Here is a 24,163-nt window from a genome sequence, read left to right as displayed (position 1 = left end):
CGGGGACGCCGGACATGGACACCGTGCCTGCTGACGGGCTGCTCTCTGCCTCCTGGCTGCTCATCGCGCTGCCGCTCGCGGGCGCGGCGGTGCTGCTGCTGGGCGGCAAGCGCACCGACCGCTGGGGCCACCTGCTGGGCACCGCCACCATCGCGGCGAGCTTCGTCCTCGCTGTCGCCTGCACCTTCCAGCTGGACGACCGGCAGGTCGCCGTCGACCTCTTCACCTTCATCGACAGCGGCAACCTCGACGTCCAGGCCGGGCTGCTGTTCGACCCGCTGTCGGCGGTCTTCGCCCTGCTGATCACCGGCGTGGGCGCGCTGATCCACGTCTACTCGATCGGCTACATGGCGCACGACCCGCGCCGCCGCCGGTTCTTCGCCTACCTGAACCTGTTCGTCGCGGCGATGCTGCTGCTGGTCCTGGGCGACAACTACGTGGCGCTGTACGTCGGCTGGGAGGGCGTCGGCCTGGCCTCGTACCTGCTCATCGCCTTCTGGCACGAGCGCCCGGCCGCGGCCACGGCGGCCAAGAAGGCCTTCATCATGAACCGCGTCGGGGACGTCGGCCTGGCGCTGGCCATCTTCGTGATGTTCACCCAGCTGGGCACGGTCACCTACGAGGGCGTCTTCGGATCGGTCGGGCTGCTGGCCGGGGGCACCGTCACGGCGATCGGCCTGCTGCTGCTCCTCGGCGCCTGCGGGAAGTCCGGCCAGTTCCCGCTCCAGGCGTGGCTGCCCGACGCCATGGAGGGCCCCACGCCGGTCTCGGCGCTCATCCACGCCGCGACCATGGTCACCGCCGGCGTCTACCTGATCGCGCGGTCGGCGCCGATCTTCGACCTCACCGAGACCGCCCGGACCGTGGTGCTCTGCGTCGGGGCGATCACGCTGATGATCGGCGCGATCGCCGGCTGCGCCTTCGACGACATCAAGAAGGTCCTGGCGTACTCGACGGTCAGCCAGATCGGCTACATGTTCCTGGCCGTCGGCCTCGGTCCGATCGGCTACGCCGCGGCGATCGCGCACCTGCTCACCCACGGCTTCTTCAAGGCCGGGCTGTTCCTCGGCGCCGGCTCGGTCATGCACGCCATGGACGACCAGGTGGACATGCGCCGGTTCGGCGGTCTGGCCAGGAAGCTGCCGGTCACGTTCGTGACCTTCGGGCTGGGCTACCTGGCCCTCATCGGGTTCCCGTTCCTGTCCGGCTACTGGACCAAGGACGCGATCATCGAGGCCGCGTTCGACCGGGGTGGCGCCTCCGGCTGGGTGCTCGGCGGCGTGGCGGTGCTCGGTGCCGGTCTCACCGCCTTCTACATGACCCGGCTGATGTTCATGACGTTCTTCGGCCGGCCCCGCTGGGCGCCGTCGGAGCCGGGCCGGGAGACGCCGCACCCGCACGAGTCGCCGCCGGTGATGACGGTGCCGATGATCGTGCTGTCGGTCGGGTCGATCGCGGCCGGCTTCCTGCTGGTGCAGGCCTTCCCGCTGGACGAGTGGCTCGAGCCGGTGTTCGGCGTCCCGGAGGAGGCCGAGCACGTCGTCGCGCCGGCCGTCGTGGGGATCGCCGTCACGGTGGTGATGCTCCTCGGGGTGCTCGCCGCCTGGCTGTTCGTCGGCCGCCGCGAGGTCCCGGTCGTCGCCCCCGCGCGGGTCTCGCCGGTCACCCGGGCCGCCCGCAAGGCGCTCTACGCCGACGCGATCAACGAGTCGCTGTTCATGCGCCCCGGGCAGTGGCTGACGCGGGCGCTGGTGTGGGTGGACAACCGCGGCGTGGACGGCGCGGTCAACGGCCTCGCCGCGGGGCTGGGCGGGTCCTCCGCCCGGCTGGGCCGCGCGCAGACCGGCTTCGTCCGCACCTACGCCCTGGGGATGCTCGGCGGCGCGGTGCTCGTCGTCGGGGCGCTGCTGGCGGTGACGGCGGGATGAGCGGGAAGGCCACGTTGACGACGGACCGAGAGGCTGCCCGGTGAGTGACTTCCCGTTCCTGCTGCTGATGATCGTGGTGCCCGCGGTCGGGGCGGCGGTCGTCGCGGCGCTCCCCCGCGGCCGCGAACTGCTGGGCAAGCAGATCTCGCTCGGCGTCAGCCTGCTGGTGCTGCTGCTGGCGGTGCTGGCCACGGCCGCCTTCGACGCGGGCGGCGACCGGTTCCAGCTGACCAGCTCGGTCTCCTGGATCGAGGACTTCGGCGTCTCCTTCGCCCTCGGCGTCGACGGCATCGCCCTGGTCATGCTGCTGCTCATCGGCGTCCTCGTGCCGGTGGTCGTCGGGGCCTCGTGGGACGACGCACCGGTCGGCACCCGCTCGACCACCACCTTCTTCGCCTGGATCCTGCTGCTCGAGGCGATGATGGTCGGCGTCTTCGCCGCGACCGACGTGTTCCTGTTCTACGTCTTCTTCGAGGCGATGCTCGTCCCGATGTACTTCCTGATCGGCAGCTTCGGCGGGCCGCGCCGGCAGTACGCGGCGGTGAAGTTCTTCCTCTACAGCCTGGTCGGCGGGCTGATCATGCTCGCCGCCGTCATCGGCCTGTACGTCGTGAGCGCCCAGCAGGGCGAGGGCAGCTTCGCCTTCGAGGTGCTCAACGCCATCGACATCGACCCCGACGTGCAGAAGCTGCTCTTCCTCGGCTTCTTCATCGCCTTCGCGATCAAGGCACCGCTGGTGCCGCTGCACACGTGGCTGCCCGACGCCGGTGCCGAGGCGCCCATCGGGGGAGCGGTGCTGCTGGTCGGCGTCCTCGACAAGGTGGGCACCTTCGGCTTCATCCGCTACTGCCTGCCGCTGTTCCCCGACGCCTCCCGCGACTTCGCGCCCTACGTGCTGGCCCTCGCCGTCGCCGGGGTGCTCTACGCGGCGCTGCTGGCGATGGGGCAGAGCGACATGAAGCGACTGGTGTCCTACACGTCGATCGCGCACTTCGGGTTCATCGCGCTGGGCATCTTCGCGTTCACCACCGAGTCCCTCACCGGCGCGGTGCTCTACATGGTCAACCACGGCATCGCGACCGGGCTGCTGTTCCTGGTCGTCGGCATGATGATCGCCCGGGGCGGTTCGCGGCGGATCGCCGACTACGGCGGCGTCGCGGCGCAGGCGCCGGCCTTCGCGGGGGTCTTCCTCATCGCCGGGCTGGCCTCGCTGGCGCTGCCGGGCACCAACAGCTTCGTCAGCGAGTTCCTCGTGCTGATCGGCTCCTACCCGACCCGGCCGGTCTTCACGATCATCGCGACCGTCGGCATCATCCTGGCCGCGCTGTACGTGCTGCTGATGTACCAGCGCACCATGCACGGCCCGGCGCGCGGGCTCATGGCCGCGCCGGGGGCGGCCCGCCCGGCCGCCGGGGAGCCCGCCCCGGCCGGTGGGCACGGGACGACCACGGCCACCGCGACGGCCACCGCCACCACGGCCACGGCCCGGCGGTTCGCCGACCTGAGCCGCCGGGAGATCGCCGTGGTGGCCCCGCTCGTGGCGCTGATCATCGTCCTGGGCGTCTACCCGCAGCCGCTGATCGACCTGGTCGAGCCGGCGGTGGCCGACACGGTCTCCGACGTCGGCGGCGACCCCGGCGGGGTCACCCCCGACGTGGACCAGAACGGTGCCGAGACGGAGGCGGGGAACTGATGATCGAGGCACCGGACCTCTCGCTGGCGGGGCTGTCCCCGCTGCTCTTCCTGTTCGGCGCGGCCTGCGTCGGCGTGCTCATCGAGGCGTTCGCGCCCCGGGACACCCGGCACCCCGCGCAGGTCGCGGTGGCCCTGGTCGGCACCGTCGGCGGCTTCGTGAGCACGCTGCTCCTGGCCGGCACCCGGGAGGTGACCGCGGCCGGCGCGCTCGCCGTCGACGGCGCCGGGCTGTTCCTCCAGGCGACGATCGCCGGTCTCGGCGCGCTGTCGATCCTGCTGTTCGCCGAGCGCGGGCTGGACCCGGCGCGGTCGTCGTTCGTCGCCTCGGCCGCCGTCCCCGCCGGCAGCGTCCGCGACCGGGAGCTGCTCACCTCGTCGCGGGTGCAGACGGAGGTCTACCCGCTGGCGACCTTCGCGATCGGCGGCATGATGCTGTTCGTCGCGGCCAACGACCTGCTGGTCATGTTCGTCGCCCTCGAGGTGCTCAGCCTCCCGCTGTACCTGATCAGCGGCCTGGCCCGGCGTCGCCGGCTGCTGTCCCAGGAGGCGGCGCTCAAGTACTTCCTGCTCGGCGCCTTCGCCTCGGGCTTCTTCCTGTACGGGCTGGCGCTGGTCTACGGCGCCGTGGGCAGCGTCCGGCTGTCCGACATCCAGGAGGCGGTGACCGACGAGGGCGGCGGCACGCTCCTCGTCCTCGGTCTGGCACTGCTGCTGGTCGGGCTGATGTTCAAGGCCAGCGTGGCGCCCTTCCACAGCTGGACGCCAGACGTCTACCAGGGCGCTCCCACGCCGGTCACCGCGTTCATGGGTGCCTGCACCAAGGTGGCGGCCTTCGGCGCGATCCTCCGCCTGCTCTACGTCGGGTTCGGCACCGACGAGTGGACCTGGCGGCCGTTGATCTACGGCATCGCCATCGTGTCCATGGTCGTCGGCGCGGTCCTGGGGCTGACCCAGACCGACCTGAAGCGGATGCTCGCCTACTCCTCCATCGCGCACGCCGGCTTCCTGCTCACCGGCGTCATCGGCTTCGACGCGACCGGGGACAGCCCGGGCCTGTCCGCGACGCTCTTCTACCTGCTCGCGTACGGGCTCACGACGCTCGGTGCCTTCGCCGTCCTGACCATGGTGCGGGACGGCGACGGCGAGGCGACCCACCTCTCGCAGTGGGCCGGCCTGGCCCGCCGCTCGCCGGTCCTCGCGGCCGTCATGACCCTCTTCCTGCTCGCCCTCGCCGGCATCCCGCTCACCAGCGGGTTCACCGGCAAGTTCGCGGTGTTCCGGGCGGCCATCGACGACGGGGCCTGGCCGCTGGCCGTCGTCGCCCTGCTGACCAGCGCGATCGCCGCGTTCTTCTACCTGCGCGTCGTCGTCCTCATGTACTTCTCGGAGCCGGCCGGGAGCTCGGCCGCGGGTGGCTCGCTCGAGGGCCCGACGGTCGGCGTCCCCGGGCTGCCCACGACGATCGTGCTCGCGGTGACCGCCGCGGCCACCCTCGTCCTGGGCGTCCTGCCCGGGTCGGTGCTCGACCTCGCAGGCCAGGCGGCTAGATTCGTCGGCTGATGACCGGAGCCCGCGCCGCGTTCGACGCCACGCCCCCCACCCCGGTGTGGCAGCGCGCGTCCGCCCCGGCGTCCACGATCGGCAGCTGGCTGCCCGAGGGTCCCCTCGGCGAGGCTCTCGCCGCCGGTCTCGCGGACGTCGAGACGGCGTTGACGGCGTCCGTCGACAGCCCGCACGCCTTCGTGCGGGAGGCCGCCGCGCACCTCATGGCCGCGGGTGGCAAGCGGTTCCGGCCGCTGCTGACCCTGCTGGCCGCCCAGCTCGGCGACGCGGACGCACCGGAGGTGATCCGCTCCGCAGTCGTCTGCGAGCTCACCCACCTGGCGACGCTGTACCACGACGACGTCATGGACGAGGCCGCCGTCCGGCGGGGCGCCCCCAGCGCGAACACCCGCTGGACCAACAGCGTCGCCATCCTCACCGGCGACTTCCTCTTCGCCCGGGCCTCGGACCTGCTGGCCGACCTCGGTCCGGAGGCGGTCCGCGTCCAGGCCCGGACCTTCGAGCGGCTGGTGACCGGGCAGATCCGGGAGACCGTGGGTCCCGTCCCCGGCGACGACCCGGTCGACCACTACCTCGAGGTGCTCGCCGACAAGACCGGCTCCCTCGTCGCGACCGCGGCGCGCTTCGGCGCCTCGTTCGCCGGCGTCGACGCCGCCCTCGTGGAGTCGCTGACCGCGTTCGGCGAGGAGGTCGGCGTGGCCTTCCAGCTCTCCGACGACCTGCTCGACATCGTCAGCGAGGGCGACGCCTCCGGGAAGCTGCCCGGGACCGACCTGCGCGAGGGCGTCGCCACGCTGCCGGTGCTCTTCGTCCTCGCGGGCGACGACCCGGCCGAGGACCGGCTGCGGGAGCTCGTCGCCGCCCCGCTGACCGACGACGCGGAGCACGCCGAGGCGCTGGCGCTGCTGCGGGCGTCGGCGTCCCTGGAGCGCGCGGCCCAGGTCCTGCGCGACTACGCCGACCGCGCCCGTGCCCGCCTCGGGGAGATCCCCGCCGGCGACGTCCGGGACGCGCTCTCGGCCCTCTGCGACTACGTGGTCACCCGCACCAGCTGATCACGGCGGGGATGCTGGCGGAGTGCCCGCCGCCCGCTCTCTCGCCGTCCTCCTCTGCGCCACCGGCCTCCTGACCGCCTGCGGCGCGGACGACGCTCCAGCCGCCGATGCGCCGGACGATGCGCCCGGGCTGGCGGTCACCGTCGTCCTCGACGGGTTGGACCACCCGTGGGACGTCGCCCAGGCACCGGACGGGACCCTGCTCGTCGACGAGCGCCCCGGCCGGCTGACCGCCGTGCGGCCGGACGGCGACGTGCTGGACGTCGCCGCCGACCTCGACGACCTCTACGCGCAGGGGGAGACGGGCCTCATGGGCCTCGTGCTCGACCCGGGGTTCGAGGCGAACCGGCGGCTCTACACCTGCCAGGGCGTGCTCGACGGCGACGGGGCCTCGATCGCGGTCGTCGCGTGGACCGTGGCCGCGGACTGGCGGTCGGCCACGCGCGTCGCGGACCCGCTGGTCGGCGGCCTCCCGGCCAACGAGGCCTCCGGCCGGCACGGCGGCTGCCGGCTCCGGTTCGACGCCGACGGGGCGCTGCTGGTCGGCACCGGTGACAACGCCGTCGGCTCCTACCCGCAGGACCGCGGCTCGCTCGGCGGCAAGGTGCTGCGCGTGGACCCGCTCACCGGGGCCGCGGCGCCCGGGAACCCGTTCGCCGGGGAGCCCGGGGCGTCACCGCTGGTCTGGACGTACGGGCACCGCAACGTGCAGGGGCTGGCGGTGCGGCCGGGCACCGGACAGGTCGTCGCGGTCGAGCAGGGCACCGACCGGGACGACGAGGTGACGCTGCTGTCCGCGGGCGCGAACGGCGGCTACGACCCGGACGGCGGGGGCATCTACGACGAGAGCGTGCCCATGACCGACCCCGCGCTGCCCGGCGTCGTCCCGGCCACCTGGGCGTCGGGCGACCCCACGATCGCCACCTCGGGCGCGACGTTCCTCGCGGGGGAGCAGTGGGGCGTCTACGACGGGCTGCTCGTCGTCGGCGTGCTGAAGGACACCGGCCTGCTGGCGCTGCGGATCGACGCGGTCGGCGGTCTGGTCGAGCAGTTCCGGGTCCCCGAGCTGGAGGACGCGTACGGCCGGATCCGCACCCCTCAGCTGGGGTCGGACGGCGCCCTGTACGTCACCACCGACAACGGCGGCGGCGAGGACCAGCTGCTCCGGGTGACCCCGGGATGAGCGGAGGGGATCGGTGGGCGGAACGCCCCCCGATCCCCTCCGGTCAGGTCCAGCTCAGGCGGAGACGGTCCAGGTGTCGTTGCCGGCGAGGATCGAGTCCAGGTCGGCGCTGCCCTCCGCGGCGGCGACGTCCAGCTGCTCGGACATCATCCGGTCGTAGGTCGGCTTCTGCACGGAGCGGAAGACGCCCATCGGGGTGTAGCGGAGGTCCTGGCTGGACAGCCGGGACAGCGCGTACGCGTACGAGGAGTCCTGGCGGTGCGCGTCGTGGACGACGATGTCCGCGGCGTCGACCTGGTTGGTCTCGGCGATGCGCAGCCCGCCGAAGTCGTCGCGGACGACGCACGCGGCACCGTCGGGGCCGAACACCAGCGGCTCGCCGTGGACCAGCGGGATCGACCACTGGGTGCCCGTGGTCGGGTCCTTGAGCAGGTCGAACGCGCCGTCGTTGAAGATGTTGCAGTTCTGGTAGATCTCCACCAGCGCGGTGCCCTCGTGCTCCGCGGCCTGGCGCAGCACGTCGGTCAGGCCCTTGCGGTCGGAGTCCATCGCCCGGCCGACGAACGTGGCCTCCGCGCCGATGGCCAGCGAGACCGGGTTGAACGGGTGGTCCAGCGAGCCCATCGGCGTGGACTTCGTGACCTTCCCGACCTCCGAGGTCGGCGAGTACTGGCCCTTGGTCAGCCCGTAGATCCGGTTGTTGAACAGCAGGATCGTGATGTTGACGTTGCGGCGCAGCGCGTGGATGAGGTGGTTCCCGCCGATGGACAGCGAGTCGCCGTCACCGGTGACGACCCAGACCGAGAGGTCCGGACGGGAGACGGCCAGGCCGGTGGCGATCGCCGGGGCACGGCCGTGGATCGAGTGCATCCCGTAGGTGTTCATGTAGTACGGGAACCGCGAGGAGCAGCCGATCCCGGACACGATCACCATGTCCTCGCGGGCGATGCCGAGCGACGGCAGGAAGCTCTGGACCGCGTTGAGGATGACGTAGTCACCGCACCCGGGGCACCAGCGCACCTCCTGGTCGGTCTTGAAGTCCTTGGCCTTCAGCTCGGTCTGCTTGTCGCCCTGCGTGGCGACCGACGCGGCGATGGCGGCGTCGATCGGGTTCGCGGCGGGCATGCCCAGGTCGTGCACGTGCTCGGTGGTGCTCATTCCCCGCCTCCGGTGGGGTCGGCGGCCAGTTCCGCGCCGCTGGTGGAGTCGATGACGTCCTGGATCACCGCGGCGAGCTCGGCGGCCCGGAAGGGCAGCCCGCGCACCTGGGTGTGGCTCTGGACGTCGACCAGGTACTTGGCCCGCAGCAGCAGCGCGAGCTGGCCGAGGTTCATCTCCGGGCAGACGACCCGCTCGTAGCGGCCCAGGACCTCGCCGAGGTCGGCCGGGAACGGGTTGAGGTGCCGCAGGTGGATCTGCGCCACCTTGCGTCCCGAGCGGCGGACCCGGCGGACGCCGGCGCCGATCGGCCCGTAGGTGGAGCCCCAGCCGATGACGGCCACGGTCGCGTCGCCGTCCGGGTCGTCCACGTCGGTGGGCCCGATCGAGGCGGCGATGCCGTCGATCTTCGCCTGCCGCGTGCGGGTCATGAAGTCGTGGTTCTCGGGGTCGTAGGAGATGTTGCCGGTCTTGTCGGCCTTCTCCAGACCACCGATGCGGTGCTGCATGCCCGCCGTCCCGGGGATGGCCCACGGGCGGGCCAGCGTCTCCGGGTCGCGCAGGTAGGGCAGGAACTCGCCGTCCTCGCCGTTGGGCTCGGTCGCGAAGTCGACCGCGCCGGTCAGGTCGGGCAGGTCCGCGCTGTTCGGCACCGCCCACGGCTCGGACCCGTTGGCCAGGTAGCCGTCGGACAGCAGGATCACCGGCGTGCGGTAGGTCAGGGCGATCCGGGTCGCCTCGATGGCCGCGTCGAAGCAGTCACCGGGCGAACGCGGGGCGACGACCGGCAGCGGGGCCTCCCCGTTGCGCCCGAACATCGCCTGCAGCAGGTCCGACTGCTCGGTCTTGGTGGGCAGTCCGGTGGACGGGCCACCGCGCTGCACGTCGATGACGACCAGCGGGAGCTCGGTCATGATCGCCAGGGCCAGCGCCTCGGACTTGAGCGAGATCCCGGGACCGGACGTCGTCGTGATGCCGAGCGCGCCGCCGAAGGAGGCACCGATCGCCGAGGCGATGCCGGCGATCTCGTCCTCGGCCTGGAACGTCCGGATGCCGAAGGACTTGTGCTTGGACAGCTCGTGCAGGATGTCCGACGCCGGGGTGATCGGGTACGCGCCGAGGAAGATCGGCAGCCCGGAGCGCTGCCCCGCGGCCACCAGGCCGAGGGACAGCGCCTGGTTGCCGGAGATGTTGCGGTACTTGCCGGGTGCCATCGGCGCCGGCTTGATCTCGTAGGAGACCGCGAACGCCTCGGTGGTCTCGCCGTAGTTGTAGCCGGCCCGGAAGGCGGCGATGTTGGCCGCGGCGATGTCGGGCTTGCGGCGGAACTGGCGCTCGAGGAAGCGGACGGTGCCCTCGGTCGGCCGGTGGTACATCCAGGAGAGCAGCCCGAGCGTGAACATGTTCTTGCTCCGCTCGGCCTCCTTCTTGCCGAGCCCGGAGTCGGCGAGCGCCTCCAGCGTCATGCTGGTCAGCGGCACGCTGACGGTCTGCCACCCCTCGAGTGAGCCGTCCTCGATCGGGTTGGTCGCGTAGCCGACCTTCGCGAGGTTGCGCGCCGTGAACTCGTCGGCGTCGAGGATGAGCAGCCCACCGCCCGGGAGGTCGGCCAGGTTGGCCTTCAGGGCGGCCGGGTTCATCGCCACGAGGACGTCCGGGGCGTCGCCCGGCGTCATGATGTCGTGGTCGGCGAAGTGCAGCTGGAAGCTGCTCACGCCCGGCAGGGTCCCCGTGGGCGCCCGGATCTCGGCGGGGAAGTTGGGCAGCGTCGACAGGTCGTTGCCGAACGACGCGGTCTCGCTGGTGAAGCGGTTGCCGGTCAGCTGCATGCCGTCGCCGGAGTCACCGGCGAGCCGGATCACCACCCGGTCGAGTTCGACGACGCTCTTCACGAGGCCGCCAGGTGCCGAGCTTCCCGCGGACACAGCCGGGTCGGTCGCAGTCATCAGTGGTCTACCTCCACCGGGCGAGGTTACGTGTGTGTGAAGAAAGAGGAGTGTGGAATCGCACACTCCCGCCGTCGCTGTCACGCATGTCGAGATCCTGTCACGGAGAGCGAGACGATGGGCGTTTGTGCGGGCGCTTTCCGCGCAGTACCCGTTCCGGAGACGTCGCATACCGGCGCCGGGTGACGATCCCCGGGGGCCGGGGGCGGGGAACGGCGTCCCCGGCACCCGCGTTGAGCCGGACGTGCACCGCTGGAACAACGCGCTGAAGACGGCCCTGCTGATGGGCCTCATGGGCGGGCTCATCCTCGCCGCCGGTGCGCTCATCGGCGGGCGGGGCGGGCTCTTCATCGCCCTGCTGATCGCCCTCGCCGTCAACGGTTACGCCTACTTCAACTCCGACAAGCTCGCCCTGCGGTCGATGCGGGCCTTCCCCGTGACCGAGACCCAGGCGCCGCAGCTGTACGCGATCGTCCGGGACCTGGCGACCGAGGCGCGCCAGCCCATGCCACGGCTGTTCGTCAGCCCCACCGACCAGCCGAACGCGTTCGCCACCGGACGCAACCCGCGCAACGCCGCCGTCTGCTGCACCCAGGGCATCCTCGAGCTGCTCGACCGCCGGGAGCTGCGCGGGGTGCTCGCGCACGAGCTGTCCCACGTCTACAACCGCGACATCCTGATCAGCTCCGTGGCCGGGGCCATGGCCACGGTGATCACCTACCTGGCGCACATGGCGATGTTCGCGTCGCTGTTCGGCGGCCGCTCGGACGACGACCGCGGCGGCGGGAACGCCCTCGGCTCGCTGTTGCTGGTCGTCCTCGGTCCCGTGGCCGCCGGCCTCGTGCAGATGGCGGTCAGCCGCAGCCGCGAGTTCCAGGCAGACGCGACCGGGGCCCAGCTGTCCCAGGACCCGCTCGCCCTGGCCTCGGCCCTCCGCAAGATCGAGCAGGGCGCCGCCGCCCGTCCCCTGCCGCAGGAGGACCGGCTGGTCACCCAGAGCCACCTGATGATCGCGAACCCCTTCCGCGGGCAGGGGCTGGCCTCGCTGTTCTCCACCCACCCGCCCATGGCCGAGCGCATCGCCCGGCTCGAGCAGATGGCGAGGGACGGCGGGCAGCTGTAGCCGCCTAACCTCCCTGCGGGACGACGGGAGGAGCGCTGTGCGGTACGTGGCGGTGGGGGACAGCTTCACCGAGGGCGTCGGGGACGAGCTCGGGGACGGCGGCGTCCGGGGCTGGGCCGACCTGGTGGCCGGTGGGCTCGCCGCGGCCTCGACGGAGCCGGTCGCCTACGCGAACCTGGCGGTGCGTGGTCGTCTGCTGGCGCCGATCGTCGCCGAGCAGGTGCCCGCCGCCCTGGCGCTGGACCCCGCCCCCACGCTGCTCACCTTCAACGGCGGCGGCAACGACCTCATGCGGCCGGGCATCGACGCGGGGCGGCTCGTCGCGCTCACCGAGGAAGCGGTCCGCCGCGTCGTCGACGCCGGGGTGCACCTGGTGCTCATCAGCGGCGCCGACCCCTCGGACCGGCTGCCGTTCGGCCGGACCGTGCGCCGCCGGGCCGCGCAGCTGACCGACGCGATCGAGGCGCTCGCAGCCCGCCACGACGTGACCTTCGTGAACGCGTTCGCCGACACCGAGCTGCACCGGGCCGGCTACTGGTCGCCCGACCGGCTGCACCTCGGTCCGGCCGGGCACCGCCGGGTCGCGGCCCTCGTGCTGGCCGCGCTCGGGCACGACGTCGCCGCCGCGGCCGTGGACCCGGGCCCCGAGCCGCGCCGGCGCCTCCGGGCCGAGGCGCGGTACTACCGCGAGCACGTCCTCCCGTGGGTGGGGCGGCACCTGCGCGGGCGCTCCTCCGGGGACGCGCGCACCGGCAAGCACCTCGACTGGGTCCCGGTCACGCCGGTGCCCACGGGCAGCGCTCCGCTGGCCTGACCCGGCGGGCACCCGGTCGCAGGTCGCCCGCCGGGCGCGGCTCAGCGGTAGTTGTCGAACTGCAGGGCGACGTCGAGGTCGGCGCCCTTGAGCAGCTGCTGCACGGCCTGCAGGTCGTCGCGCTTCTTGCCGCTCACCCGCAGCTGGTCGCCCTGGATCTGCGCCTGGACGCCCTTGGGACCCTCGTCGCGGATGAGCTTGGCGATCTTCTTGGCGACATCGGACTCGATGCCCTGCTTGATGCGCGCCGAGATCTTGTACGACTTGCCCGAGGACTGCGGCTCGTCGGCGTCCAGCACCTTCAGCGAGATGTTCCGCTTGATCAGCTTCTCCTTGAACACCTCCAGGGCGGCGTTGACGCGCTCCTCGGTGTCGGCGGTGAGGGTGACCCCCTCCTCGCCGGCCCAGCTGATGGCGGCGTTGGTGCCCCGGAAGTCGAACCGCTGGGACAGCTCCTTGCCGGTCTGGTTGAGCGCGTTGTCGACCTCTTGGCGGTCGACCTTGCTGACGACGTCGAAGGACGAGTCGGCCACGTCCCCTCCTTCCTCCTGCGGCCCGGCGCTCCGCCGGGAGGACCCCGGCGAACGGGCACGGCCCGTCTTGTACTCTCGTCCCGGTGCCACCACGGCGGGTTGCCCGAGTGGCCAATGGGAGCGGACTGTAAATCCGTCGGCTTAGCCTACGAAGGTTCGAATCCTTCACCCGCCACCGGTACGCCACGGCCCCCGACCGTCAGGTCGGGGGCCGTTCGCCGTTCAGGGGACGATCGGTGCGCGGGCGCTCGCGACGGCCGTGCGCTCCAGCGGCCGGCCGCCGAGGAACAGCCAGCCGAACGCGATGTCGACGTCCCGCGTGCACGTCACGGTGACCTCGGCGCCGTCGGTGTCCGCCGACCACGAGTCCAGTGCGCTGTCGCCGGCCGCCAGCGAGTCGGCGACCGCGGCCTGGGCGCCGGCCCGCGTCAGCGGCAGCGTGCCCCCGTCGATCCCGCTGCGGTAGACCACCGCCTCGTCGGCCGCGTTCGCGGCGGCGAGCGCGGCCGAGTCGCAGATGCCCTGCACCGAGCGCTGCTCGAGGAAGGCATCGGAGGCGGCGACGGCACCGAGGGCCATCAGTGCTGCGACGAGCCAGCAGACGAGCGCCAGCGGGAGGGAGGAGCCCCGTTCGCTCGTCGACCCGACAGTCTCCCGCACGCCGGGGAGCGTAGGTCGCCGTCCACTGCCTGTGGATCCCCCTGGGGACGGATGTGGACAGCCGACCCCGGACCCCCGCGTGCCGTGGACATGCGCTGTGGACGGGCCACCAGGGTCCGTGGACCCTGGTGGTCACGCGAATGGGTGACGCTCACAGGAAGATTCGTGACACCCCGTGACGACATCACGAATCGTCACCCTGTCGTGATCGTCGGTGCTTGCCCTGATCGGGTGACGGGAAGCAATGTCCCGGGTGCGGTCCGTACCGACTGACGCTCTGTCCCCGCGCCCTGGGTGCCAGCCCGCATCGAAGAGAGATCAGTTCTTCATGCCTGAGGAGGCGTCATGAACGCACAGCCTGGTTCGACCCTGTCCCGTGGAGCTTCCTGGTCGCGTGGAGCGTCCTGGTCGCGTGGCGCGTCCTGGTCGCGCGGCGCGTCCTGGTCGCGCTGACCAGCAGCACACTCGATCCCCGAGGGGGCGGGCGGTCCGTCGACCGCCTGCCCCCTTAGGGGTGGGCGGACTCTCGACGCGTTCCTCGGGACGGCGGTGCGCTGTTAGCCTCGGCGCGCTCCTTTCCTCCTCACGAGTCGGGTGACGGTGACCACTTCCGAGCCTGCGCGTGTGCGACTCGGGGCCCCTCTCCGACCGTGGACGATCGCCGCGGGGGGCTGCGCGCTCGCGCTCCTGTCCGCCGCTCTCGTCTTCCCCGGCGGCACCGGTGGATTCGAGCTCCTGCCGTTCCTCCTGGTCACCGTCGCCTTCGCGGTGGCGGAGTCGGTCCTGCTGTTCATCGAGTTCCGCCGGCAGACGCACCGCTGGTCGGTCAGCGAACTGCCCCTGGCCGTCGCCCTGGTCCACCTCGGCGGCCCGTGGGTCGCCCTCGCCCGCGGGATCGCGGTCGGCATCACGTTCCTCCGGCGGCCCTACGCGCCGCCCAAGGCGGTCTACAACCTCGCGGTGACCGTCGTGGAGGTCGCGGCCGCCGTCGCGGTCCTCGACCTGCTGCCCTCCCGGCCGCTGACCGACCCCGTCTCGTGGCTGTGCCTCATGGCCGCCGTCATGGTGGCCGACGTGGTCGGCAACTCCATGGTGGTCGCGGCCATCGGGCTCAGCGGAGGACACCCCGGCCGGCACGTGTGGCAGGAGCTGCTGGTGCCCATCGCGGTGGTGAGCCCCTTCGCCGTGTCGGTGGCCGTCGTGGCGATGCTGCTGGTCCCGTTGACCGCGTGGGCCACCCTGCTGGTCCTCCCCGTGATGGCGGCGGTCGTCCTGCTCTTCCGCCGGTTCGCCGCGGTGTCGCAGGAGCGGCGCAGCGTCGAGCAGGTGTACGACTTCGCCCGCCGGGTGGAGAGCCTGAGCCCGGACGACGAGGGGACGCGCGAACTCGTCGTCGCCGTGCGGGAGCTGCTCAACGCCGAACGGGTCGCCCTGTGGCTGCCGCCCTACCTGGACCAGGAGCCGCGGCTCGTCGTCGACGCCGAGGACGGCGCGGCCTGGTACGACGGCCCCGGCGACCCCGACGACCTGGTCCGCCAGCGCGCGGTCGACGCACGGTCCACCGGCGCGGTGCTGGTCTCGGCCTCCCGCGCGGATGAGGCCGGGATGGCTGCCCTCCGCCGGCGCGGCGCCCAGGAGGTGCTCGGCGCGCCGATCGCCACGGCCGCGGGCGAGCCGGGCTACCTGGAGATCTGCGACCGCCGCAACGACACGCTCAGCTTCGCCGACGACGACCGCGCCGCGCTGGACTCGATGCTCACCCACGTCAACGCGGCGATCCGGCAGCAGCAGCTGCTCACCCAGATCCGCTACGACGCCGACCACGACCGCCTCACCGGTCTGCCCAACCGGCAGCGGCTGGTCGCCGAGATCGACGGTCTCCTGGCCGCGGACCCGGCCGGCACGCGCGCGGGCCTGATCCTGGCGTCGCTGGACAACCACACCGAGATCGTCGACACCCTCGGCCACGCGGCCAGCGACGAACTGCTCCTGGTGACCGCCGGCCTCCTGCGCGAGCACGCACCCCCGCAGGCGGTGCTGGCCCGGATGGAGGGCGAGCAGTTCGCCGTCCTGCTGCCCGGCCTGTCCCTGGCCGCGACCGAGCGGGCGGCCCGCCGGCTGCGCGAGGCCACCTCCACCCGCGCGCGGGTCGCCGGGCTGGACCTCGAGGTCTCGATCACCATCGGCGTCGCCGCCGCCCCGGTGCACGGCACGGACTCCGGCACGCTCATGCAGCGGGCCGACGTCGCCCTGCTGGCCGCGGCCGCGGGCCCGGGCGTCGCCAGCTACCACCCGGTGCTCGACCAGCAGAGCCTGCGCCGCCTGCAGCTGGGCACCGAGCTGGAGCAGGCGATGGCCGAGGGCCAGATCAGCGTCGTCTTCCAGCCGATCATCGACGCCCGGACCTCCGACATCGTCTCCGTGGAGACGCTGGTCCGCTGGGCGCACCCCCGCTACGGGGCGGTCGTGCCCGACGAGTTCATCCACCTGGCCGAGCAGATCGGCCGCATCGGCCCGCTCACCGACCACGTCCTGGACCTGGCGCTGGCGCGCTGCCGCAAGTGGCTGGACCAGGACATCTCGCTGTCGGTGGCGGTCAACCTGTCCGCCCGGTGCCTCACCGAGCCCGACCTCGTCGACCGGGTGGCCCGCGCGCTGCGCCGGCACGGCGTCCCGGGGGAGCTGCTCACCCTCGAGCTGACCGAGGGCAGCGTGGTCGACGACTCGGTGCGCAGCAGCACGGTCCTCGCCGACCTGCACGCCCTCGGGCTGCGGCTGTCGATGGACGACTTCGGCACCGGCTACTCGTCGCTGTCCCAGCTGCGGCAGCTGCCGATCGACGAGGTCAAGATCGACAAGTCCTTCGTGCTCGGCATGTCGACCAGTCAGGGGGAGTCGTTCATCGCCCGCTCGATCATCGAGCTGGCCCACAACCTGGGCCTGCGCGTGGTCGCCGAGGGCGTCGAGGACGAGCTCACCCGCAACGCCCTGGCCGAGATGGGCTGCGACAAGCTGCAGGGCTTCCTGGTGAGCCGGCCGCTGCCCGACGACCGGCTGGAGAGCTGGCTGCTGGCCCGCGCCGGGGTGCGTGCCGCGGCGCCCGGAGCGACCCACCGCCGGCTGTTCGTCCGGGCCTGACGCGCCGGTGCCCCCGGGTCGGTTGCCGGGGACCGGTCAGGTAGAGTTCTCGACGGCTCCGGCCACCGCCCCTTTAGCTCAGTCGGCAGAGCGTCTCCATGGTAAGGAGAAGGTCTACGGTTCGATTCCGTAAAGGGGCTCGCACAGAAGAACCGACCACCGGTCCGGTCCCGCGACCGGCCCGCACGGTCACCCGGCGGTGTAGCTCAGCCTGGTAGAGCAAGCGGCTCATAATCGCTGTGTCACCGGTTCAAGTCCGGTCACCGCTACTCATGACGGACCCCGCCCGGGGTCCGTCTCCGTGTGATCGGCCTCCCGGCCGGTCGCGCGAACCCCGCCCGGGAGGGCGGTCCCGACAAGGCGAGGAGCGCCCCGTGGCAGCCACCGATGTCCGTCCGAAGATCACCCTGGCCTGCCAGGAGTGCAAGAACCGCAACTACATCACCCGTAAGAACCGGCGCAACGACCCCGACCGGCTCGAGCTGATGAAGTACTGCCCCCACGAGCGCAAGCACACGCTGCACCGCGAGACGCGCTGACCGCGTAGCCGAGCACTGCCGGGAGGGCGGGGAGCATGGCGCTGGACGCAGGACTGGTCGGGCGCAGCTACCCGCCCTCTGCCGTGTACGAGGTCGGCCGGGCGAAGATCGCCGAGTTCGCCGCTGCCCTGGGGTCCGCCGATCCGGTCCACCTCGACGTCGCGGCCGCCCGTGCGGCGGGTCATCCCGACGTCATCGCGCCGCCCACCTTCGCCATCGCGCTGACCCTCTCCGTGGCCGCCTCCGTGGTCGAGGACCCCGACGTGGCGCTGGACTACAGCCGGGTGGTGCACGGCGAACAGCGGTTCGTGCACCACCGGCCCATCCGGGCCGGCGACCGGCTGGTCGCCACCCCCACCATCGAGGCGGTGCGTTCGATGGGCGGCAGCGACCTGCTGACCACGCGGGTCGACGTCGCCACGGAGGACGGCGAGCCGGTCTGCTCGGCCACCTCCATGCTCGTCGCGCGGGGGGAGGGGTGAGCGCCCGTGTCGACGCGGCCGACGTCGCCGTCGGCACGGAGCTGCCCGAGCAGGTCTACGCGGTCACGCGGGCCGACCTGGTCCGGTACGCCGGCGCGTCGGGTGACCTCAACCCGATCCACTGGAGCGACCGGGTCGCCACGTCGGTCGGCCTGCCCGGCGTCATCGCGCACGGGATGCTGACCATGGGGCTGGCCGGCCGGGCGGTCAGCGAGTGGGCCGGCGATCCCGCCGCCCTGGTCGAGTACCAGGTCCGCTTCGGCCGCCCGGTGGTGGTGCCCGACGACGACACCGGCGCCGAGGTCACCGTGCGCGGCCGGGTGGCCGTCGTCCTCGACGACGGGCGGTTCCGGGTGGACCTCACCGTGACCAGCGGCGGCGAGAAGGTCCTCTCCCTGGCCCGCGCCGTGGTCCGGCTGGCCTGACGGTCCCGCCCCCGGCCCCGACCGGGCCGACCGGGCAGGCGGGCGGGGCGATGGCCCGAGGTCCTGCCGGTCCCGTACACTCGACGTCCTGGGGTTCGACCCCGCCACCGGCGTGCCCCGGATCCCCTCGGGGAATCGGTGCCCGCGCGAGGCGAGGCGCCCCCCGGGCCCAGCTCAGGGCAGCCGTCCCGGGCACTAGGGGTGTAGCTCAATTGGCAGAGCAGCGGTCTCCAAAACCGCAGGCTGCAGGTTCAAGTCCTGTCACCCCTGCCCGTGCCGCCGGTGATCCCGCCGGCGACCAGCACGCACAGCACGACCGCACGACACCGGACCAGCACGCCGGCCGCGCCCCGCGGCCGCGGCCACCACGACGAAGCAGCGAGGCGCAGTGAGCGACGAGAAGAGCGGACGCGAGGACGACCCCCGCGACGCCTCCGACGCGACCGACGAGCAGCTCGACCGGGAGGCCCCGGGCGTCGACGACGCCGGTGAGCTGGAGGCCGCCGAGGACGCACTCGCCGAGGAGGCCGAGTCCGAGGAGGACAAGGTCGTCCCCCGCTCCGCCCGCCGTCGCGGCGGCCGCATCACCGCCGCGGACGACGAGGACGAGGACGACGACGAGGAGCCGGTCGCCCGGCGCACGCCGCGCCCCGCGCGCGAGCGGACCCCGGCCCGGCCCGCCGGCCGCTCCGACGCCGGCACGGGCACCCGCTCCCGGGCCGCCGCCGAGCGCGAGCGCGCTGCGGAGCAGCGCCGTCGCCGCAGCCTCCGCCGGTTCCTCCGCGAGGTCGTCGCCGAGCTCCGCAAGGTCATCTGGCCCGGGCGCCGCGAGCTCATCACCTACACGACCGTCGTCATCGTCTTCGTGACCTTCATCGTCGCGCTGGTGGCCGGCCTGGACCTCCTCTTCGCGAAGGGCGTGCTCGCCGTCTTCGGCTGACCGCCCCCGCCCGCAGCACACGACGCAAAGGAAGCAAACTCCGTGACCGACCCCCGCGAGCCCTTCGAGACCGACAGCGCCGTCCCCGCGATCGACCTGGACGACGCCCGCGCCGACGAGTTCGGCAGCGTCGACCTCGAGACCGGTGCCGGGGAGACCGGCGCGGCCGAGGGCAGCGTCGACACCGTCGACCAGGACACCGCCGGCCCCGAGGCCGACGTCGTCCCCGAGATCGAGACCGGCGACCCGGACACGCTGGCCAGCGACCCGCTCGTCGAGCCCGCCGCCGAGGAGCCGGAGGAGGACGCCGACCCGATCGAGGCGCTGCGCAACCGGCTCAAGGCGCAGTTCGGCGACTGGTACGTCATCCACTCCTACGCCGGCTACGAGAACAAGGTGAAGACCAACCTCGAGTCGCGGATCCAGTCCCTGGACATGGAGGACTACATCTTCCAGATCGAGGTGCCCACCGAGGAGGTCACCGAGATCAAGAACGGGAAGCGGACCCAGGTCAACCGGAAGAAGCTCCCCGGCTACCTCCTCGTCCGGATGGACCTCAACGACGAGTCGTGGGGCGCGGTGCGCAACACCCCCGGCGTCACCGGGTTCGTCGGTGCCACCTCCCGGCCCTCGCCGCTGTCGATCGACGAGGTCGTCACCCTCCTCGCGCCGCCGGCCACCCCCCAGTCGGCAAAGGTGGCCGAGCCGGGCGCCACCGGCGGGACCACCGCCGCGGCGCCGGTCGCGGTCGTCGACTTCGAGGTCGGCGAGTCGGTGACGGTCATGGACGGCCCGTTTGCGACGCTGCCCGCCACCATCAACGAGATCAACGCCGAGCAGCAGAAGCTGCAGGTCCTGGTCTCGATCTTCGGGCGCGAGACGCCCGTCGAGCTGTCGTTCACCCAGGTCAGCAAGATCTGATCCGGGTATCCCGGACCGAACACACGAGAAGAAGAAGGAAGCCATGCCTCCCCGGAAGCGGTTGACCGCGGTCATCAAGCTCCAGATCAACGCCGGTGCGGCGACCCCCGCGCCGCCCGTGGGTCCGGCGCTCGGCCAGCACGGCGTCAACATCATGGAGTTCTGCAAGGCGTACAACGCCGCCACGGAGTCGCAGCGCGGCAACGTGATCCCGGTCGAGATCTCGGTCTTCGAGGACCGCTCGTTGACCTTCGTCACCAAGACCCCGCCGGCGGCGCGCATGCTGCTCAAGGCCGCTGGTGTCGAGAAGGGCTCGGGCGAGCCGCACAAGACCAAGGTCGCCACGGTCACGCGTGACCAGGTCCGCGAGATCGCGCAGACCAAGATGGCCGACCTGAACGCCAACGACCTCGACGAGGCCGAGAAGATCATCGCCGGCACCGCCCGGTCGATGGGCATCACCGTCCAGTAGTCGACGGACCCGCCGTCCCACCGGACGGCGGCAGCACTCGTGGGAGGGCCGCGCCAGGCCCGCGAACCACACGACCCCGCCCGACGGGCGGAGGAGAGGAACCACCATGGCGAAGCACGGCAAGAAGTACCGCGAGGCGGCGACGAAGGTCGACCGCGACAGCCTGTACACCCCGCTGCAGGCCGCGGGGCTGGCGAAGGAGACCTCGCCGACCGCCTACGACGCGACCGTCGAGGTCGCCATGCGGCTCGGGGTCGACCCCCGCAAGGCCGACCAGATGGTCCGCGGCACGGTGAACCTGCCGCACGGCACCGGCAAGACCGCCCGCGTCATCGTCTTCGCGACCGGTGACCGCGCTGCCGAGGCCGAGGCCGCGGGCGCCGACGTCGTCGGCTCCGACGACCTGATCGAGCGCATCCAGGGCGGCTTCCTGGACTTCGACGCGGCGATCGCCACCCCCGACCAGATGGCCAAGGTCGGCCGGATCGCGCGCATCCTCGGCCCCCGTGGCCTGATGCCGAACCCGAAGACGGGCACGGTGACCCCCGACGTCACCAAGGCCGTCAACGACATCAAGGGCGGGAAGATCAACTTCCGCGTCGACAAGCAGGCCAACCTGCACCTGGTGATCGGCAAGGCGTCGTTCGACGAGACGAAGCTGGTGGAGAACTACGCCGCCGCGCTCGACGAGGTGCTGCGGGCGAAGCCGGCCGCCGCCAAGGGCCGCTACGTCAAGAAGGTCACCATCTCGACCACCATGGGCCCGGGCATCCCGGTCGACCCGAACCGCACCCGCAACCTGACGGTGGACGAGCCCACCGCGTAAGCAGGACTGCCGTACGAGGGCCCCGCCGCGCACCTGCGCTGCGGGGCCCTCGCGCGTCACCGACCCGGCGGGGGACCGCCCACGGGCGCGTGTACCCTTGTCGACGTTCCCCCCACGACCGCTGGTCGTCGCACGTCCGCGTGCGATCGAAGGTCCCGGAATGCCGGGCGACCCGCGCAGGAGGACGGTTCGATCGTGGGCCTCGTGCCCGCCCTCGCCCCGTGCGCCTGCGCCGGGGCGTTCGTCGTCTCCGGGCCGGAGATCGTCGTCGTGCAGCGACCCGAGGTCGCCCGACAGACGAGAGGAGGCCCCGTGCCCACACCGGCCAAGGCCGCGGTGATCGACGAGATCACCGAGCGGTTCCAGAAGTCCAGTGCGGCAGTGCTCACCGAGTACCGCGGGCTCACCGTGGCGCAGCTGACCCAGCTGCGCCGTTCCCTCGGTGCGGGCAGCAGCTACGCCGTCGTCAAGAACACCCTGACGAAGCGGGCGGCGGACTCGGTCGGTCACTCCGACCTGGCTCCGCTGCTGAACGGCCCGACCGCGATCGCCTTCATCGAGGGCGACGTCGTCGAGGCCGCCAAGGCCATCCGTGACTTCGCGCGCGCCAACCCGCTGCTCGTCGTCAAGGGCGGCGTGGTCGAGGGCCGTACGGTCTCGCCCGCCGAGGTCACCGCCCTGGCCGACGTCGAGCCCCGCGAGGTGCTCCTGGCCAAGCTGGCCGGCGCGATGAAGGGCAACCTGACCAAGGCCGCCGGGCTGTTCCAGGCCCCGCTGTCGCAGGTCGCCCGTCTGGCCGCCGCGCTGCAGGAGAAGAAGGAGTCCACCGAGGGCTCTGCCGCTCCTGCTGCCGACGACAGCGCTGCCGCTGCTGCTGACACCACCCCCGACACCGCTGACGCCGCCGATGCCGCGGCCAGCACCGACTGACCCAGAAGGAGACGACCATGGCCAAGCTTTCCACCAGTGACCTGCTCGACGCGTTCAAGGAGATGACCCTCCTCGAGCTGTCCGAGTTCGTGAAGCAGTTCGAGGAGACCTTCGAGGTCACCGCTGCTGCGCCCGTCGCCGTCGCGGCCGCCCCGGCCGCCGGTGGCGGCGGCGGTGGCGCCGAGGAGGCCGCCGAGCAGGACGAGTTCGACGTCATCCTCGAGGCTGCCGGCGACAAGAAGATCCAGGTCATCAAGGAGGTGCGCGGCCTGACCTCGCTCGGCCTCAAGGAGGCCAAGGACCTGGTCGACGGCGCGCCGAAGCCGGTCCTGGAGAAGGTCGCCAAGGACGCCGCCGAGAAGGCCAAGGCCGCTCTCGAGGGCGCCGGCGCCACCGTCACCGTCAAGTGACCCCTCCCCGGCTGATCACCGCCGGGTAGCTCCACCCGCACCACAGAGGCCGTCCTCCCCCTCGGGGAGGACGGCCTCTGCGCGTTCGGGTGAACGATCGGAGACGCCCGTCACGTCGTCTCCGTGAGCCACGTAACCTCTCGCCGGACCGCTCGTTACTGGCTGGTAGGTACGGAGCGTGGCTCTGACGTGCGACGTGTCGTACGGCGACCCACAATTCCGGAGCCGCTCGCCGATCTCGAGCGGTCACCGGCAACGGAGCTGGGGAAACGGGAGGACGACGTGGGCGTCGAGGTCCGGGTCGAGGGGCTGACGAAGTCGTTCGGCAGCCAGAACATCTGGAGCGACGTCACGCTCACGCTGCCGCCCGGCGAGATCTCCGTACTGCTCGGGCCGTCGGGCACCGGCAAGTCGGTCTTCCTCAAGTCGCTGGTGGGGCTGCTCAAGCCAGAACGCGGCTCGATCGTCATCAGCGACACCGACATCGTCCGGACCAGCGAGCACCGGCTGTACGAGGTGCGGAAGCTCTTCGGCGTCCTGTTCCAGGACGGCGCCCTCTTCGGCTCGATGAACCTCTTCGACAACATCGCCTTCCCGCTGCGCGAGCACACGAAGAAGAGCGAGTCGGAGATCAGGCGCATCGTCCTCGAGAAGATGGACATGGTCGGTCTGCAGGGCGCCGAGGGGAAGCTGCCCGGCGAGATCTCCGGCGGTATGCGCAAGCGCGCCGGTCTCGCCCGCGCCCTCGTGCTCGACCCCGAGATCATCCTGTTCGACGAGCCGGACTCCGGTCTCGACCCGGTCCGCGTCGCCTACCTGAACCAGCTGATCGTCGACCTCAACGCCCAGATCGACGCGACCTTCCTCATCGTCACCCACGACATCGGCACCGCCCGCACGGTGCCGGACAACCTCGGCCTCCTCTTCCGCCGGCACCTGGCGATGTTCGGGCCGCGCGAGCAGCTGCTCACCAGCCAGGAGCCCGTCGTCCGGCAGTTCCTCAACGGCCGGCGCGAGGGCCCGATCGGGATGAGCGAAGAGAAGGACGTCGCCCAGGTCGAGGCGGAGATGGCGGCCCTGGAGGCCCGCGGTGGGGACGCGCACAACGGCATCGGGCCCAAGGGCGCCAGCGGAGGGGACGCCGTCCCGCCGCAGCTGGAGCCCTCGCCGGGGCTGCCCGAGCGCAAGGCGCAGCGGCGGCGTCAGGAGCGGGTCGCCCGGATGCTGCACGAGTTCGACGGCGACACCGCCGAGGCGATCCGCGCCTCCCTGCCGCCGGACCTGCTGGCCCAGGCCGACGCCGGCGTCTTCCAGCCGACCGCCGGTGCCGGCGGACGGCACTGGGACGCCGACGGCGTCCCGGCCGGCAGTGCCACCGCGGTGCTGCCGGCGTCGCGGGGCCGGTCGTGACGGCGACCGACA

General features: G+C 72.3%; 21 protein-coding genes, 4 tRNA genes and 1 pseudogene. 22 read left to right on the top strand and 4 right to left on the bottom strand.

Annotation, left to right across the window (positions count from 1 at the left end; all coding sequences use genetic code 11):
* The first annotated feature begins 14 nt into the window (after positions 1-14).
* The 5 genes from nuoL to N555_RS0121230 are packed head-to-tail and all read left to right on the top strand — an operon-like array spanning position 15 to position 7,424.
* Positions 15-1,928, top strand: coding sequence for an NADH-quinone oxidoreductase subunit L (gene nuoL, locus N555_RS0121250; RefSeq protein WP_029433505.1), 1,914 nt, complete (start codon positions 15-17; stop codon positions 1,926-1,928).
* 40 nt (positions 1,929-1,968) lie between these two features.
* Positions 1,969-3,621 (top strand): NADH-quinone oxidoreductase subunit M, encoded by a 1,653-nt coding sequence (locus N555_RS0121245; RefSeq protein WP_051684319.1) that lies wholly within the window; start codon positions 1,969-1,971, stop codon positions 3,619-3,621.
* Positions 3,621-5,183, top strand: coding sequence for an NADH-quinone oxidoreductase subunit NuoN (gene nuoN, locus N555_RS0121240; protein ID WP_029433503.1), 1,563 nt, complete (start codon positions 3,621-3,623; stop codon positions 5,181-5,183). The genes N555_RS0121245 and nuoN overlap by 1 nt, the downstream gene beginning before the upstream one ends.
* Positions 5,183-6,241 (top strand): polyprenyl synthetase family protein, encoded by a 1,059-nt coding sequence (locus N555_RS0121235; protein WP_081866395.1) that lies wholly within the window; start codon positions 5,183-5,185, stop codon positions 6,239-6,241. Before nuoN ends, N555_RS0121235 begins: the two co-directional genes overlap by 1 nt.
* A gap of 22 nt (positions 6,242-6,263) precedes the next feature.
* Positions 6,264-7,424, top strand: coding sequence for a PQQ-dependent sugar dehydrogenase (locus tag N555_RS0121230; protein WP_029433501.1), 1,161 nt, complete (start codon positions 6,264-6,266; stop codon positions 7,422-7,424).
* A gap of 54 nt (positions 7,425-7,478) precedes the next feature.
* Here the strand turns inward: N555_RS0121230 and N555_RS0121225 are convergent, their stop codons facing one another.
* Positions 7,479-8,582: a 2-oxoacid:ferredoxin oxidoreductase subunit beta gene (locus N555_RS0121225; RefSeq protein ID WP_029433500.1), complete on the bottom strand. Its 1,104-nt coding sequence runs from the start codon at positions 8,580-8,582 to the stop codon at positions 7,479-7,481.
* Positions 8,579-10,474: a 2-oxoacid:acceptor oxidoreductase subunit alpha gene (locus tag N555_RS0121220; protein ID WP_231503065.1), complete on the bottom strand. Its 1,896-nt coding sequence runs from the start codon at positions 10,472-10,474 to the stop codon at positions 8,579-8,581. Before N555_RS0121220 ends, N555_RS0121225 begins: the two co-directional genes overlap by 4 nt.
* A 298-nt stretch (positions 10,475-10,772) precedes the next feature.
* On the opposite strand from N555_RS0121220, the gene htpX reads away from it, so the two are divergent.
* Together htpX and N555_RS0121210 are read left to right on the top strand one after the other, a co-directional pair.
* Positions 10,773-11,651: a zinc metalloprotease HtpX gene (htpX, locus tag N555_RS0121215; protein ID WP_029433498.1), complete on the top strand. Its 879-nt coding sequence runs from the start codon at positions 10,773-10,775 to the stop codon at positions 11,649-11,651.
* A gap of 37 nt (positions 11,652-11,688) precedes the next feature.
* Entirely contained in the window at positions 11,689-12,465 is a 777-nt protein-coding gene (locus N555_RS0121210) for an SGNH/GDSL hydrolase family protein (RefSeq protein WP_029433497.1), read from the top strand.
* A gap of 41 nt (positions 12,466-12,506) precedes the next feature.
* On the opposite strand, the gene N555_RS0121205 is transcribed toward N555_RS0121210, so the two are convergent.
* Positions 12,507-12,998, bottom strand: a complete 492-nt coding sequence (locus N555_RS0121205) for a YajQ family cyclic di-GMP-binding protein (RefSeq protein ID WP_029433496.1) — start codon at positions 12,996-12,998, stop codon at positions 12,507-12,509.
* Positions 12,999-13,091: 93 nt separating this feature from the next.
* On the opposite strand from N555_RS0121205, the gene N555_RS0121200 reads away from it, so the two are divergent.
* Positions 13,092-13,173: transfer RNA gene (locus N555_RS0121200), tRNA-Tyr, on the top strand.
* 47 nt (positions 13,174-13,220) lie between these two features.
* On the opposite strand, the gene N555_RS0121195 is transcribed toward N555_RS0121200, so the two are convergent.
* On the bottom strand, positions 13,221-13,658 hold the full coding sequence (locus N555_RS0121195) for a pilus assembly protein TadG-related protein (RefSeq protein ID WP_029433495.1): 438 nt from the start codon (positions 13,656-13,658) through the stop codon (positions 13,221-13,223).
* A gap of 624 nt (positions 13,659-14,282) precedes the next feature.
* Here N555_RS0121195 and N555_RS0121190 point away from each other — a divergent pair.
* From N555_RS0121190 to N555_RS0121125, 14 genes and pseudogenes are all read left to right on the top strand, one after another.
* Positions 14,283-16,796: a putative bifunctional diguanylate cyclase/phosphodiesterase gene (locus N555_RS0121190; protein WP_231503063.1), complete on the top strand. Its 2,514-nt coding sequence runs from the start codon at positions 14,283-14,285 to the stop codon at positions 16,794-16,796.
* Positions 16,797-16,863: 67 nt separating this feature from the next.
* A tRNA-Thr gene (locus N555_RS0121185) sits at positions 16,864-16,936 on the top strand.
* A gap of 55 nt (positions 16,937-16,991) precedes the next feature.
* Positions 16,992-17,065: transfer RNA gene (locus N555_RS0121180), tRNA-Met, on the top strand.
* 105 nt (positions 17,066-17,170) lie between these two features.
* A complete protein-coding gene (rpmG, locus tag N555_RS28860) occupies positions 17,171-17,335 on the top strand; it encodes a 50S ribosomal protein L33 (protein WP_029433493.1) in 165 nt (54 codons plus the stop codon).
* Between the two features lie 35 nt (positions 17,336-17,370).
* Positions 17,371-17,817 carry an FAS1-like dehydratase domain-containing protein gene (locus N555_RS0121170; protein ID WP_029433492.1) on the top strand — a complete coding sequence of 149 codons (447 nt, stop codon included), beginning with the start codon at positions 17,371-17,373 and terminating at the stop codon, positions 17,815-17,817.
* The gene (locus N555_RS0121165; protein ID WP_029433491.1) at positions 17,814-18,242 is read left to right on the top strand and encodes a MaoC family dehydratase; all 429 of its coding nucleotides are present in this window, start codon (positions 17,814-17,816) and stop codon (positions 18,240-18,242) included. Before N555_RS0121170 ends, N555_RS0121165 begins: the two co-directional genes overlap by 4 nt.
* A gap of 197 nt (positions 18,243-18,439) precedes the next feature.
* Positions 18,440-18,512, top strand: a tRNA-Trp gene (locus N555_RS0121160).
* 118 nt (positions 18,513-18,630) lie between these two features.
* Positions 18,631-19,182, top strand: a complete 552-nt coding sequence (secE, locus tag N555_RS0121155) for a preprotein translocase subunit SecE (protein WP_029433490.1) — start codon at positions 18,631-18,633, stop codon at positions 19,180-19,182.
* A 42-nt stretch (positions 19,183-19,224) separates the two neighbouring features.
* Complete coding sequence (nusG, locus tag N555_RS0121150) at positions 19,225-20,103, top strand: transcription termination/antitermination protein NusG (RefSeq protein ID WP_029433489.1); 879 nt, start codon at positions 19,225-19,227, stop codon at positions 20,101-20,103.
* A 43-nt stretch (positions 20,104-20,146) separates the two neighbouring features.
* Positions 20,147-20,575, top strand: a complete 429-nt coding sequence (gene rplK, locus N555_RS0121145; protein WP_029433488.1) for a 50S ribosomal protein L11 — start codon at positions 20,147-20,149, stop codon at positions 20,573-20,575.
* Between the two features lie 106 nt (positions 20,576-20,681).
* Complete coding sequence (rplA, locus tag N555_RS0121140) at positions 20,682-21,401, top strand: 50S ribosomal protein L1 (RefSeq protein WP_029433487.1); 720 nt, start codon at positions 20,682-20,684, stop codon at positions 21,399-21,401.
* A gap of 312 nt (positions 21,402-21,713) precedes the next feature.
* Positions 21,714-22,241 (top strand): annotated as a pseudogene (gene rplJ, locus N555_RS0121135) (50S ribosomal protein L10); the annotation flags it as partial.
* Positions 22,242-22,348: 107 nt separating this feature from the next.
* Entirely contained in the window at positions 22,349-22,741 is a 393-nt protein-coding gene (rplL, locus tag N555_RS0121130) for a 50S ribosomal protein L7/L12 (RefSeq protein WP_029433485.1), read from the top strand.
* 282 nt (positions 22,742-23,023) lie between these two features.
* The gene (locus N555_RS0121125) at positions 23,024-24,151 is read left to right on the top strand and encodes an ABC transporter ATP-binding protein (protein ID WP_029433484.1); all 1,128 of its coding nucleotides are present in this window, start codon (positions 23,024-23,026) and stop codon (positions 24,149-24,151) included.
* Positions 24,152-24,163: the final 12 nt, after the last annotated feature.

This window comes from Blastococcus sp. URHD0036, from assembly GCF_000701365.1.
Taxonomy (GTDB): domain Bacteria; phylum Actinomycetota; class Actinomycetes; order Mycobacteriales; family Geodermatophilaceae; genus Trujillonella.
This window is presented reverse-complemented; position numbering and strand designations above follow the sequence as displayed.